At 64.0% G+C, this 12223-nt stretch carries 13 protein-coding genes; 4 read left to right on the top strand and 9 right to left on the bottom strand.

Features of this window, described 5'->3' with window-relative positions; translation table 11 throughout:
* Positions 1–30: 30 nt before the first annotated feature.
* Entirely contained in the window at positions 31–639 is a 609-nt protein-coding gene (locus FJ974_RS24440) for a TetR/AcrR family transcriptional regulator (protein WP_140532419.1), read from the bottom strand.
* Between the two features lie 121 nt (positions 640–760).
* Here FJ974_RS24440 and FJ974_RS24445 point away from each other — a divergent pair, with 121 nt between their 5' ends.
* Positions 761–1981 (top strand): MFS transporter, encoded by a 1221-nt coding sequence (locus FJ974_RS24445; RefSeq protein WP_140532417.1) that lies wholly within the window; start codon positions 761–763, stop codon positions 1979–1981.
* Positions 1982–2239: 258 nt separating this feature from the next.
* Here FJ974_RS24445 and ribB read toward each other — a convergent pair whose 3' ends face one another.
* Both ribB and aroC read right to left on the bottom strand, forming a co-directional pair.
* Entirely contained in the window at positions 2240–3340 is a 1101-nt protein-coding gene (ribB, locus tag FJ974_RS24450) for a 3,4-dihydroxy-2-butanone-4-phosphate synthase (protein ID WP_140532415.1), read from the bottom strand.
* A gap of 97 nt (positions 3341–3437) precedes the next feature.
* Complete coding sequence (gene aroC, locus FJ974_RS24455; RefSeq protein ID WP_140538578.1) at positions 3438–4556, bottom strand: chorismate synthase; 1119 nt, start codon at positions 4554–4556, stop codon at positions 3438–3440.
* A gap of 182 nt (positions 4557–4738) precedes the next feature.
* On the opposite strand from aroC, the gene FJ974_RS24460 reads away from it, so the two are divergent.
* Positions 4739–5002, top strand: coding sequence for a DUF1344 domain-containing protein (locus tag FJ974_RS24460; protein ID WP_140538579.1), 264 nt, complete (start codon positions 4739–4741; stop codon positions 5000–5002).
* A 44-nt stretch (positions 5003–5046) separates the two neighbouring features.
* Here the strand turns inward: FJ974_RS24460 and FJ974_RS24465 are convergent, their stop codons facing one another.
* From FJ974_RS24465 to FJ974_RS24480, 4 genes are all read right to left on the bottom strand, one after another.
* Entirely contained in the window at positions 5047–5634 is a 588-nt protein-coding gene (locus FJ974_RS24465) for a histidine phosphatase family protein (protein WP_140538580.1), read from the bottom strand.
* Positions 5635–5682: 48 nt separating this feature from the next.
* Complete coding sequence (fabI, locus tag FJ974_RS24470) at positions 5683–6501, bottom strand: enoyl-ACP reductase FabI (protein WP_140538581.1); 819 nt, start codon at positions 6499–6501, stop codon at positions 5683–5685.
* A 105-nt stretch (positions 6502–6606) separates the two neighbouring features.
* Entirely contained in the window at positions 6607–7530 is a 924-nt protein-coding gene (locus FJ974_RS24475) for a DnaJ C-terminal domain-containing protein (protein ID WP_140538582.1), read from the bottom strand.
* Between the two features lie 100 nt (positions 7531–7630).
* Positions 7631–8095 (bottom strand): RT0821/Lpp0805 family surface protein, encoded by a 465-nt coding sequence (locus FJ974_RS24480; RefSeq protein ID WP_140538583.1) that lies wholly within the window; start codon positions 8093–8095, stop codon positions 7631–7633.
* A 40-nt stretch (positions 8096–8135) separates the two neighbouring features.
* Between FJ974_RS24480 and pdxH the strand changes: the two genes are divergently transcribed.
* Together pdxH and FJ974_RS24490 are read left to right on the top strand one after the other, a co-directional pair.
* A complete protein-coding gene (gene pdxH / locus FJ974_RS24485) occupies positions 8136–8753 on the top strand; it encodes a pyridoxamine 5'-phosphate oxidase (protein WP_140538584.1) in 618 nt (205 codons plus the stop codon).
* Between the two features lie 24 nt (positions 8754–8777).
* Positions 8778–9410 carry a LysE family translocator gene (locus tag FJ974_RS24490; protein ID WP_140538585.1) on the top strand — a complete coding sequence of 211 codons (633 nt, stop codon included), beginning with the start codon at positions 8778–8780 and terminating at the stop codon, positions 9408–9410.
* Between the two features lie 104 nt (positions 9411–9514).
* On the opposite strand, the gene FJ974_RS24495 is transcribed toward FJ974_RS24490, so the two are convergent.
* Both FJ974_RS24495 and FJ974_RS24500 read right to left on the bottom strand, forming a co-directional pair.
* Positions 9515–10270, bottom strand: coding sequence for a crotonase/enoyl-CoA hydratase family protein (locus FJ974_RS24495; RefSeq protein ID WP_140538586.1), 756 nt, complete (start codon positions 10268–10270; stop codon positions 9515–9517).
* A 27-nt stretch (positions 10271–10297) separates the two neighbouring features.
* Positions 10298–12067 (bottom strand): acyl-CoA dehydrogenase family protein, encoded by a 1770-nt coding sequence (locus FJ974_RS24500; RefSeq protein WP_140538587.1) that lies wholly within the window; start codon positions 12065–12067, stop codon positions 10298–10300.
* Positions 12068–12223: the final 156 nt, after the last annotated feature.

The raw sequence follows: 12223 nt of genomic DNA on the forward strand, positions 1-12223 counted from the left end.
AAAAACCGGTGCACAAGCCGGCGGGTGTGGTTACCCGGTCGTTTGCTTTGGCTTCTTGAGCAACCCTTCGAGCAGCTGCTTGAATGCTGCTATCGCCTTCTTCGACGTCGCTTCAGGGTCCTTGGAATTGGCGATGCGCTGCGAGGCCTGGCTGCTGGCGCCGTTGATCAGCCGCGCCGCGGTTTCGGGATCGAGATCGGGCACGACGACGCCCTCTTGCTGCAAGGCCGTCAGGTGCTCGGTCATTGAAGCGACGCAGGCATTAGCGTTCGCCCATTGTGCCGGGTCGCCGAGGACGGCCGGGCCGTCGCGGAACATGATGCGCTGGATCTCCGGCTCCAGCGCCATCTCGATATAGGTGGTGCACTCGTCGACGAAGTGCTGCCAGCGGGTTGGCGCCCGTGACGCTACCTCGTTCACGCGCGCTGCCATCTCACCGTCGATCTCCGCGATCACCGCCTGCAACAGGCCCTTCTTGTCGCCGAAATGATGGTAGAGCGCACCGCGCGTCAGGCCGGCCGAAGCAGTAAAATCGTCCATCGAAGCGTCTGCATAGCCGATCGTGCCGAAGGCATGGCGGGCTGCGGCGATCAGCTTGGCGCGCGTCTCGGCGATCATCTCCTTGCGGGGTTTGTGCATGGCTTCTGGACCTATCCACATACGCTCCGTATGCCAATTGACATACGCTACGTATGAACTATCTGACACTCATACGCCGCGTATGTAATTGCCTGCCTTCCCCTTGTCGAGGAACAAGACGATGCGAAACCCCTATTTGGAAATCTTTCGGGCTCCCGGCACCAAGGGTTTTGCCGCGGCTGCCTTTATCGCCCGGCTGCCGATCGCCATGGCGCCGATCGGCATCGTGGCGATGCTGGCACAGACGCATGGCGAATACTGGCTGGCCGGAGCCGTCTCGGCGACCTATGCGCTGGTCAACGCCTTTCTGTCCCCGCAGATATCGAGACTGGTGGACCGGCTCGGCCAGACACGAGTGGCCATGCCGGCAACCTTCATTTCCGTGCTTTTCTTCGCAACACTGATCGTAGCTGCCAATCAGCATTGGCCGATATGGACATTGTTCTTGTCGGCACTGCTTGCCGCCGCAATGCCGAGCATCCCGGCGCTGGTGCGGGCGCGCTGGACCGAGATTTTCCGCGATCGGCCAGAGCTCAACACCGCCTTCGCCTTTGAATCCGCGGCCGACGAGCTGGTTTATGTCGCCGGTGCGTCGCTGTCGGTGGGCTTAAGCGCTGCGCTGTTCCCGGAAGCCGGCGTGCTGGTGAGCACCCTGCTGCTCGCCTTCGGCTCGGCTGCGTTCCTGCTTCAGCGTTCGACGGAGCCGCCGGTGCGTCCGGCGGCGGATGGCGCGGCCGGATCGGCGATCCGCCTTAGGCCGGTGCAGATCATCACTTTCGCTCTGATCTTCATCGGCGCGACCTTCGCGACGACGGAAGTGACCACGGTTGCCATCACCAAAGAGCTCGGCCAGCCCGAGGCGGCCAGTCTGGTCATCGGCGTCTATGCGCTGGGATCCTTTGTGCTCGGCATCATCATCGGCGCGCTCAATCTGACAATGCCGCTGCAACGGCAACTGGCGATTGCCGTCGCCGTCATCGCGCTCACCACGCTGCCGCTGCTGTTTGCCGACACCGTACCGTTGCTGGCGCTAGCCGTCTTCGTCAGCGGTTTCGCCATCTCGCCGACCTTCATCACCGCCTTCGGCCTGATCGAGCGTCATGTGCCGGCGGCGATGCTGACGGAAGGCGTCACCTGGGTGACGACCGGGATCGGCATCGGCATGGCGCTGGGCTCCTTCGCTGCCGGCGCGGTGGTCGACGCGTTCGGCCCGCAGAGCGGATTCTGGGTATCGGTGGCGGCGGGCGCGATTGCGCTCGGCACAGTGCTCGCCGGCCAATGCCGGCTGGCAACGGAGGATTGCGACGTGGATCGGGGCGAGGCGGTGGTCCCGGCGGAGTGACGGTTATTCGGTCACAGACGTTGGCAGTTAGCCGAGGGCTCCTCGACATCGTCATCCACGGACGGAGCGACGCGAAGCGGAGCGCGGACCCGAGGATCCATTCCGTTACCTTGATCGTAGAGTGCAGCGGAGCAGAATTCTGAACCGTCGCGACGCTTCGACGTCACGGAATGGATCCTCGGGTCTTCGCGCGTCGCTTCGCTCCTTGCTCCGCCCGTGGATGACGACGTCGCGGAGGACCGTCAATCCGTCGACGGACTACAAAATCTCGGTCTTGGCGATGTGGATGCCAAAACCTTCGAGGCCGACATAGTGGCGCTCACGCGAGGCGATCAGGTTGATGGAGGAAATGCCGAGATCCTTCAGAATCTGGGCGCCAAGCCCGATCTCGCGCCACTCGCTCTCGCGGCGGCGCGCCTCTTCGTGGTCCTCGCGGTCGCCGCTCGCCGGCCGCTTGCGCTCCTGATGGGCGACGCCGACGGAGCCTTCGCGCAGATAGACGATGACGCCGCGCCGGCGCTCGCCCATCGCCTTCATGATGGCGTCCAGCCGATGGCTGGTGCCGAACACGTCGGTGACGACATCCTCCGAATGCAGGCGCACCGGCACCTCCTCGCCATCGCGGATATCGCCGAAGACGACTGCGAGATGGTGCATGGAATCCCAAGGCAGCGTGTAAGTGAAGGCCTGCGCCTTGCCGCCGGGCGTGTCGATGTCCGAGCAGGCGACGCGCACGACCAGCGTCTCTTTGCGCTGCCGGTAGGCGATGAGATCGGCGACCGAAACCTGCTTCAGCCCATGCTCCTCGGCAAAGGCCGCGACCTGCGGGCCGCGCTTGACCGTGCCGTCGTCGTTGACCAGTTCGGAAATGACGCCGACCGGCGGCAGGCCGGCGAGCTTGCAGAGGTCGACGGCGGCTTCCGTATGGCCGGAGCGCATCAGCACGCCGCCTTCGCGCGCGATCAGCGGGAAGATGTGGCCAGGGCGGACGAAATCCGACGGGCCGACATTGCCGTTGGCGAGATTGCGGACGGTCAGCGTGCGGTCATCGGCCGAAATGCCGGTCGTGGTGCCGTGCTTGAAATCGACGCTGACGGTGAAGGCGGTGGTGTGGGCGGAATCATTGTCGGCCACCATCGGCTGCAGGTTCAGGCGCCGCGCTTCCTCGCGAGGCATCGGCGTGCAGACGATGCCGGAAGTGTTGCGGACGATGAAGGCCATTTTTTCCGGCGTGCAATGGACGGCGGCAACGATCAGGTCGCCCTCGTTCTCGCGCCCGTCATCGTCCATGACGACGACGATCTCGCCGCGCTCGAAGGCGCGGATCGCTTCGACGGTTTTTTTTTGGTCGTAAGGCATGGGCTCGCTTTGCTCGCTAAGGGAGTAGGGGAATAAGGGAGTACGGGAGTAGGGAAAGGAAATTCGGATGGCTCGGCATGCCGCGCAACATACTCCCCTACTCCCCTACTCCCCTACTCCCCTTCCCCGTCTGTCCTCTGTGCCGCAGATAATGATCGGCGACCGCGCAGGCAACCATGGCTTCGCCGATCGGCACGGCGCGGATGCCGACGCAGGGGTCGTGGCGGCCTTTGGTCTTCACCTCGACGTCATTGCCGTCCTTGTCGATCGATTTGCGCGGCGTCAGGATCGAAGAGGTCGGCTTGACGGCGAAACGGGCGACGATCGCCTGCCCGGTCGAGATGCCGCCGAGAATGCCGCCGGCATTGTTGGACAAAAACACCGGCTTGCCGTCATTGCCGATGCGCATCTCGTCGGCATTCTGTTCGCCGGTGATGCGGGCGGCCTCGAAGCCGTTGCCGATCTCGACACCCTTGACGGCGTTGATCGACATCAGGCCGGAAGCAATGTCCTGGTCGAGCTTGGCGTAGATCGGCGCGCCGAGGCCTGCCGGCACGCCCTCGGCGACGATCTCGATGACGGCGCCGACCGAGGAGCCGGCTTTGCGGATGCCGTCGAGATAGGCGGCGAAGACCGGAACGGACGCCGGATCGGGGGTGAAGAACGGATTTTCGGCATCGCTGACGAAATTCCAGTTCCAGTTGGCGCGGTCGATCGATTTTTCGCCCATGGAGACCAGCGCGCCGCGCACCACCATGCCCGGCACCACCTTTCGCGCCAGCGCGCCGGCCGCCACACGCGCCGCCGTCTCGCGCGCCGAGGAGCGGCCGCCGCCGCGATGATCGCGCAGGCCGTATTTGACGTCGTAGGTGTAGTCGGCATGGCCCGGCCGGTATTGGCGGGCGATCTCGCCATAATCCTTGGAGCGCTGATCGACATTCTCGATCAGCATCGAGATAGGCGTACCGGTGGTGATCATCGTCTCGCCGTCCTCGTCGAGGATGAAGCCGGAGAGGATCTTCACCTCGTCGGGCTCGCGGCGCTGGGTGACGAAACGCGACTGGCCGGGGCGGCGCCTGTCGAGCTCGGCCTGGATCTCCTCACGGCTGAAGCGGATGCCGGGCGGACAGCCATCCACAACGCAACCGAGCGCGGCGCCGTGGCTTTCACCCCAGGTGGTAACGCGGAACAAATGGCCGAAGGTGTTGTGAGACATTTAAGCGTCCTGCCCGGCCCCGAAGCCGGCTGAAGCCTGCCTTCTATTGGCGTTTTCCACAGTGGTCAAACTGTGATCCGGCGGATTTAGTTTTGACACATTCGGTTGTTTTCTGCTCTCTTCCATCCGCCGTTGAGGACCCGCCGCTGACCAAGCCGGCGCAATGACCAAAGAGGACGACGATGCGTACCCTGATTGGCGCTGTTGCCGCCATGCTCATGATTTCCACCGCCGCCGCTTTCGCCGGCCAGACCGAAGGCCTCATCAAGAAGGTCGACAAGGACAGCCTCACGCTGACGCTGGACGACGGCAAGTCCTACAAACTCAACGCCGAGACCGATCTCGACGCGCTGAAGCCCGGCATGGATATCGTCATCGCCTTCGACGTGACGAATGGCGAGAACGTCGTCACCGACATGGAACTGCCGGACAGCAGCGCGAATTAATTCAGGTGAGGCCGGCCCGACCTGCATTCGCGCGCCTTTCAGTCTTACAGCCATTCCAGGCTCCGGCCTTCCAGCCGGAGCAGTCTATCCTGCGGGATTTCAAGACTGGCCGCCTCCTGTTTGGAGACGCCGGCCACAAAGCGGAACAGGCAGCGCATGACGCCGCCATGGGTGACGCAGACGGTCTGCCTGTCGAGCGCGTCGAACCACGGCTTTACCCGTTCGAGCAGCATCTGATAACTTTCGGCGCCGTCGCCGGGTGGCTGGAAATCCCATTTGGCGAAGCGTCGTGCCTTGGTCGAGCCGGGATGCCTGGCCTCGAGCTCGGCAAAGGTGAAACCCTGCCAGTCGCCGAAACTCAATTCCACCAGAGGTGGATCGGTGCGGTAGGCGAAAGGGTCGAGCCCCATCGCGGCGCGCATCGCTTCCATCGTTTCGCGCGTGCGCCGCATCGGGCTTGAGACAAAGTCGAAATCCGCAGGATTTCTGACAAACTCCGTTAGCCGCCGGCCATTGTGGGTTGCCTGCTCGCGGCCAAGCGCGTTGATATCGGTGTCTGCCTGGCCCTGCAGCCGGCGCTCGGCATTCCACTGCGTCTGGCCGTGGCGGGCGATGTAGACGAGCGGATACATCAGGTCTTCCGTAGGTCGGGCCTGGACGGGAGGGATAAGCAGAGAGGCTCAGTCCTTGACGGTCGAGATGTCGGGCGCGTCGACCGCCTTCATGCCGACGACGTGGTAGCCGGAATCGACATGATGGACCTCGCCGGTGACGCCGCGCGACAGGTCCGACAGGAAATAGACGGCGGAATCGCCGACTTCTTCCTGCGTCACCGTCTGCTTCAGCGGTGAATTGTATTCGTTCCACTTCAATATGTAGCGGAAGTCGCCGATGCCGGAAGCGGCGAGCGTCTTGATCGGGCCGGCGGAGATGGCGTTGACGCGGATTTTCCTGGCGCCGAGATCGACGGCCAGATAGCGCACGCTGGCTTCGAGCGCCGCCTTGGCGACGCCCATGACGTTATAGTGCGGCATTACCTTCTCGGCGCCGTAATAGGTCAGCGTCAGCAGCGAGCCGCCATCGGTCATCAGGGGCTCGGCCCGTTTGGCGATAGTGGTGAAGGAATAGACCGAAATATCCATGGTGCGCAGGAAATTGTCGCGCGTCGTCTCGACATAGCGGCCGGTCAGCTCGTCCTTGTCGGAAAAGGCGATGGCGTGGACGAGGAAATCGAGCTTGCCCCAATGCTTGGCGATGTCGGCGAAGACGGCGTCGAGGCTTTCCGGATCGGTGACGTCGCAATGGCCGGCGACATGGGCGTTGAGTTCCGCCGCCAGCGGCTCGACGCGCTTCTTGAAGGCCTCACCCTGATAGGTCAGCGCGATTTCGGCGCCGTGATCGGCGCAGGCCCTGGCGATGCCGAAGGCAATCGACCGATTGTTCGCGACGCCGAGGATCAGGCCCCGCTTACCGGCCATCAGGCCCTGTCCACCCGCCATGTGCGCGTTCTCCGCAAGAAATATCAGCTTGTGGAGCCTATCGCACAGGCACCGAGCCCCTTCAAGCGTCCATAACGGACTGTCCGCGGGGGAAAACTTATCCGATCAGCCTTTTCGGCGGCGCATCAGCGCCTCGAGCTCGCCGTCGCCGCCTTCCGGCAGCATCAGCCGCACATGGGCGTAGAGATCGCCATGGCCGCCGGCCTTTTCGGGCAAACCCCTGCCCTTCAGGCGCAATACCTTGTCCGAGCTCGACCATGCCGGAACGTTGACGGCGAGCTTGCCGGTCGGCGTCTCGACCGCAACCTTGGCGCCGAGCACCGCATCCGTGAGTTCCACGGGCAAATCGACATGCAGGTCGCGGCCCTCGATGCGATAGCGCGGATGGCGGCGAAAATGGATCTTGACCAGCGCATCGCCCGGCTGGCCTGGGCCCTGCTCGCCCTGGCCCTTGAGGCGGATGGTCTGGCCGTCCTCGACATACGCCGGCAGCTTGACCGCCACCTTGCGGCCGTCCGGGAACATCGCCGTCACCTTTTCGGCAGTGGCCGCTTCCTCGATGGTGACGTCGAGCGTGACGTTGAGGTCAGCGGCCTGGACGGGCCGGCGGCGCTCGCCCGCGCCGCGAACGCCGGAGAAGGCATCGCCAAAGATCTGGCTGAAAATGTCGCTGTTGCCGTCGAACGGATCGCCGCCCGGGCGTCCCGTGCGGAACTCGAAATGCGCCCCGCCGGGTCCCTGCTGGCGGCGGAACCCGGCGAACGGATCGCCACCGCCGGCCGCGCCCTCGAAACCTTGGAATTTCGGCTTGCCGTCGGCGTCGATCTCGCCGCGATCATAGGCGGCGCGCGTCTTCTCGTCGCCGACGATCTCGTAGGCCTGGTTGGCGGCGGCAAACCGGTCCTTCGCCTTGGGATCATTCGGATTCTGGTCCGGATGATGCTTCTTGGCGAGTTTGCGGTACGCCGATTTTATGTCCTTGGCCGATGCGTTCCTGGCAACGCCCAGCACCTCATAGGGGTCGCGCATGCTTCCTGCCTGCTTGAGAGAATGAGTCCGCGGTTGCTCCCTATATGCGCCCCCATAGGAAGAAATTCCAGTGGCGCAAGGCGAGATCGGCGACTGAAAATCAGAGCGCCTCGAACGCCTGCATGTGCCATCCGCCGGCACCGGCCATGCACAGCTCGCCCTTGAACATCGACACCCCGTCGAAGCTCTCGCGCGAAGCGGTGAAGCGGCGGCAGGTCTGGCCGGTGTCCTTCAGTTCGACCAGCTCGGTGATCGAGCCGCGCGAGCCGGTGCCGGCATTGGCCCACGGCACCGCCTGGCCGCCGAGCTGCTCGATGTCGGCGGAGGAGACGGCGTTGCCGATCGTGGTCTGGTCCGACGCCTGGTCGCTGCTCACCGGCGCCCCGGCCGACGAGGGCGCGCTGGAGGTGATGATGGAACGGTCGATCTCGGCCTTTTGCAGGCTGAAGCCGCCGGCGCCGCAGGCGGCGAGCGGAAGCGCCAATGTCAGGAGCGCAACCTTGGCGCTGGCCGAAGCGATAACGCTCCGTTGCCTGCTGTCAAAAGCTTGCGCGATACGCGACAATCGGCGATCTCCTCCACGAACATTAAAAATTCGGAAAACTATGAACGAAACTGAGTTAACAAGCGGTGACTTCACAGACGCGGCTGAGCCGTTCCGGCTCTTTGCCGCCTGGCTGGACGATGCCACCAAAAGCGAGCCCAACGATCCCAACGGCGTTGCGTTGGCAACCGTCGATGCCGACGGCATGCCGGACGTCCGGATGGTGCTGCTCAAGGGGTTCGATGAACGGGGGTTTGTGTTCTACACGAATTTCGAGAGCGCCAAGGGCCGCGAGATTCTTGGCAGCATGAAGGCGGCGATGTGCTTCCACTGGAAATCGCTGCGCCGCCAGGTGCGCGTGCGCGGGCCGGTGGAGATCGTCAGCGAGGCCGAGGCCGACGCCTATTACGCGACGCGGCCGCGCGGCAGCCGTATCGGCGCCTGGGCTTCGAAACAGTCGCGGCCGCTGGAAAGCCGCTTCGCGCTGGAGAAGGCGGTCGCCGAATACACGGCGCGCTATGCCATCGGCGATATACCGCGGCCGAAGCACTGGTCGGGCTTCCGCATCCTGCCGCAGACGATCGAGTTCTGGCATGACCGACCGTTCCGGCTGCACGACCGCGTCGTCTTTTCGCGCAACGCAGCGGGCGGCTGGGACAAGACGCGGCTCTATCCTTGATATCTGCTCCACTGGAGGAATGGCATGACACTCTTTCTGGCATTCCTCGGCGTTTCCCTGGTGGTGATCATGACACCCGGGCCGGACACGGCGATCACGATCCGCAACACGCTGCTTGGCGGCCGTTCCGCGGGACTCTTCACTGCGCTCGGAATCGCGTCAGGCCTGTCGATCTGGGCGCTTGCCACCAGCGCCGGCATCGTTGCCTTGCTCACGGCTTCCGAACCGCTCTTCCTGGCGATCAAATATGCCGGGGCGGCCTATCTTATTTACCTCGGCGCCCAGGCGTTGCGTGAAGCGTTCCGGCCATCTGCCATCCCGCATCCCCAGACGGCAAAAGTTCCGCAAGCCCGTCTGGCATCAGGCGCTGCCTATCGGCAAGGCCTTGTCAGTGATCTCAGCAATCCGAAGATCGCCGTGTTCTTCCCCAGCCTGCTGCCGCAGTTCGTACCGGCCGGCGAAGCGACATTCTTATCGCTGTTGTTGCTTGGGATCACCTTTGCGTTGACGACCTTCGCGTGGCTGGTGTTTTACGCAGCCGTCGTTGCCAAGGCCGGAGACTGGCTTCGCCAGCCGTCGGTCCGGCGCGTCGTCGAAGGGATCACCGGGACACTTCTGATCGGTCTTGGCTTGCGTATCGCGACCGAGCATCGCTAAGCAGACATTCATGGCTCGGCCCACGAATCTCTGCTTGGATTTCTTTGTTTGCCGAGGGTTCTTATCGCAAGATCGTGGGACACTTTTGCGGAACCTGCTTAGGTTCAACCAGCTTTCTTCCGCGTCATGAAAGCCGTGAGCGCGGCGCGCGCCTCTTCGGATCTCAGCCGCTCGCGGAAATGCTCGCTTTCGAGCTTGATGCGGGCGACGAGTTCGTCGCGGGAGCCAAGCATCAGGTCGCGGGCGATCTTCAGCGCCTGCCGCGGCTTGGCGGCAATCTCGCCGGCCGCGGTCAGCACCGCGCTCTCCAGGGCACTCTCTTCGACCACCTCATGGATCAGGCCGGCGGCTTTGGCGCGCTCGGCGGAAAAATCTTCGCCGAGCCCAAGCAGGGCAAAAGCGCCCTGCCGGCCCAGGATCTGCGGCGCAAGCAGGCTTGAGCCGGCCTCAGGCACCAGGCCGAGATCGACGAAAGGTGTGCGAAACACCGTGCGCGGCGTGGCGAAGGTGAGGTCGCAGTGCAGGTTGAGCGTGGTGCCGATGCCGACCGCGATGCCGTCAACGCCCGAAACCACCGGCTTTTCCACCCTGGCCAGCGCCATCAGGAAATCCCAGACTTCAGTGCCGCCCTCGCCGCCGGTGGCAACAACCAGGAAGTCGGCAAGGTCATTGCCGGCCGAGAAGGCGCCGGGCAGGCCGAGGAAGACGTGCACGCGCACCCCTGGATCGGCATCCCCTTCGGCAAGGGCGGCCGACATTTTCGCGTACATGGCGCGCGTCAGCGCATTCTTCTTGTCGGGGCGGTTCATGCGGATGATCTGCACGGCGCCGCGGCGCTCGATGAGGATATGGTCGGTCACGGTGGTCCCTTCGAGCGTTGGAATGTTTCAGGCCGATATCAGCGATTTGCCGGCAGCGGCCAGGCTTTCGGCGCCGTCAATGACGCGCTCCTTGAGGGCGCGCGTTTCGCCAAGCAGGTTTTCGGCGAAGAAGCGGCAAAGGGCGATGCGGCCACGATCGGCAAGCCCGCCTTGCGCCAGATAGGCGCCACCGGCGGTGAACGACATCAGCCTGAGATAGGGGGTGGCGCCGGCCATCGCGGCATCGGCCTTGCCGTCGGCCAGCAGCCTTTGCAGGAAGCGCGTCGCCTCGTCGAGATCGGCAAGCGCCCGGTCGAGATTGTCGGCGGTGCGGCCGAAGCCGTCGATGTTCGAGGTACGCACCGCGTCCGACACCGCTTTCAGTTCGCCGATATAGCGGTGTACATGCTCGCCGCCGCCGAGCGGCAGTTTTCGCGAGACGAGATCGATCGCCTGGATGCCGTTGGTGCCTTCGTAAATCGGGGCGATGCGGGCATCGCGATAGAGCGCCGCCGCGCCCGTCTCTTCGATGAAGCCCATGCCGCCATGCACCTGCAGCCCAAGCGATGCGACCTCGACTCCGATATCGGTTGAAAAGGCTTTCGCCAGCGGCGTCAGCAGATTGGCGCGGTCGCGCCAGTTGGCGGCGGCCTCGCCTTCCGCGACACGGGCACGGTCGATGGCATGCGCGCAGGAATAGCTGATCGAGCGGGCGATCTGCGTCAGCGCCTTCATCGTCAACAGGTTGCGCTGGACATCCGGATGATGAACGATAGGCGCCATGCCGGCACCCGCATAGTCCGAGGCCTTGCCCTGGCGGCGCTCATTGGCATAGGCGATGGCTTTCTGGGTCGCCGCTTCGGCCACCGCCACGCCCTGCATGCCGACGGCAAGACGGGCGTTGTTCATCATGGTGAACATGCAGGCCAGCCCCTTGTTCTCCTCGCCGATCAGCCAGCCGACGGCGCCGGGTGTCATGCCTTGAAACCCGTCGCCATAGATCATGGTGCAGGTCGGCGAGGCATGGATGCCAAGCTTATGTTCCAGGCCGGAACAGAAGACGTCGTTGCGGGCACCGAGCGAGCCATCGTCATTGACCAGGAATTTCGGCACCAGGAACAGCGAGATGCCGCGCGTGCCAGCCGGCGCGTCGGGCAGCCGCGCCAGCACCATATGGACGATGTTGTCGGTGAAATCGTGCTCGCCATAGGTGATGAAGATTTTTTGCCCGAAGATGCGGTAGGTGCCGTCGCCTGCCGGCTCGGCGCGACTTCGCAGCGCAGCCAGATCGGAGCCCGCCTGCGGCTCGGTCAGGTTCATCGTGCCCATCCACTCGCCGGAGACGAGTTTTTCCAGATATTTGGCCTTGAGTTCCTCGGAGGCGTGCTTGGTCAGCGCCTCGACGGCGCCCATGGTCAGCGTCGGGCCGATGCCGAAAGCCATGGCGGCAGAATTCCACATTTCGAGCGCGGCGACGCCAAGCATTGTGGGCAGGCCCTGGCCGCCGAATTCTTCCGGTCCCGACAGCGCGTTCCAGCCGCCCTCGATCCAGCGCCGGTAGAGTTCCTTCCAGCCGCGCGGCGTGGTGACGGCCGCGTCCTTGAGCACCGCACCATGCTCGTCGCCGATCTTATAGAGCGGCGCGATCTCCTCGCTGGCGAAGCGGCCGGCCTCTGCCAGGATGGCGTCGACCAGATCCTCGCCAAGGTCGCCGAACGTGCCCGCCTCCAGCGCCGACTTCAGGCCGGCGACGTGTTTCAGTGTGAAGGCGATGTCCTCGACCGGTGCGCGGTACATGCTCTCTGCTCCTCCTCCGTACTGGCCGTCCGATCGTAGGACCTCAGCCGACGCGAAACCATTGGTCTTTGGCGTTTGGTTCGCGGCCTCCTTTTTACGTAAACGTCAAAATTTGTCACGCGGATTTTGCAATAATATGGACTTTGTCATCCACGA

The organism is Mesorhizobium sp. B1-1-8, from assembly GCF_006442795.2.
In the GTDB taxonomy this organism is placed as follows: Bacteria; Pseudomonadota; Alphaproteobacteria; order Rhizobiales; family Rhizobiaceae; genus Mesorhizobium.

Bases quoted from the DNA above. Each gene is read 5' to 3' on its own strand.
- fabI (WP_140538581.1), bottom strand. From the start codon at position 6,501: ATGGCGGGTGGACAGGGCCTGATGGCCGGTAAGCGGGGCCTGATCCTC.
- FJ974_RS24475 (WP_140538582.1), bottom strand. From the start codon at position 7,530: ATGCGCGACCCCTATGAGGTGCTGGGCGTTGCCAGGAACGCATCGGCC.
- FJ974_RS24460 (WP_140538579.1), top strand. From the start codon at position 4,739: ATGCGTACCCTGATTGGCGCTGTTGCCGCCATGCTCATGATTTCCACC.
- pdxH (WP_140538584.1), top strand. From the start codon at position 8,136: ATGAACGAAACTGAGTTAACAAGCGGTGACTTCACAGACGCGGCTGAG.
- FJ974_RS24500 (WP_140538587.1), bottom strand. From the start codon at position 12,067: ATGTACCGCGCACCGGTCGAGGACATCGCCTTCACACTGAAACACGTC.
- ribB (WP_140532415.1), bottom strand. From the start codon at position 3,340: ATGCCTTACGACCAAAAAAAAACCGTCGAAGCGATCCGCGCCTTCGAG.
- FJ974_RS24440 (WP_140532419.1), bottom strand. From the start codon at position 639: ATGCACAAACCCCGCAAGGAGATGATCGCCGAGACGCGCGCCAAGCTG.
- FJ974_RS24465 (WP_140538580.1), bottom strand. From the start codon at position 5,634: ATGTATCCGCTCGTCTACATCGCCCGCCACGGCCAGACGCAGTGGAAT.
- FJ974_RS24490 (WP_140538585.1), top strand. From the start codon at position 8,778: ATGACACTCTTTCTGGCATTCCTCGGCGTTTCCCTGGTGGTGATCATG.
- aroC (WP_140538578.1), bottom strand. From the start codon at position 4,556: ATGTCTCACAACACCTTCGGCCATTTGTTCCGCGTTACCACCTGGGGT.
- FJ974_RS24445 (WP_140532417.1), top strand. From the start codon at position 761: ATGCGAAACCCCTATTTGGAAATCTTTCGGGCTCCCGGCACCAAGGGT.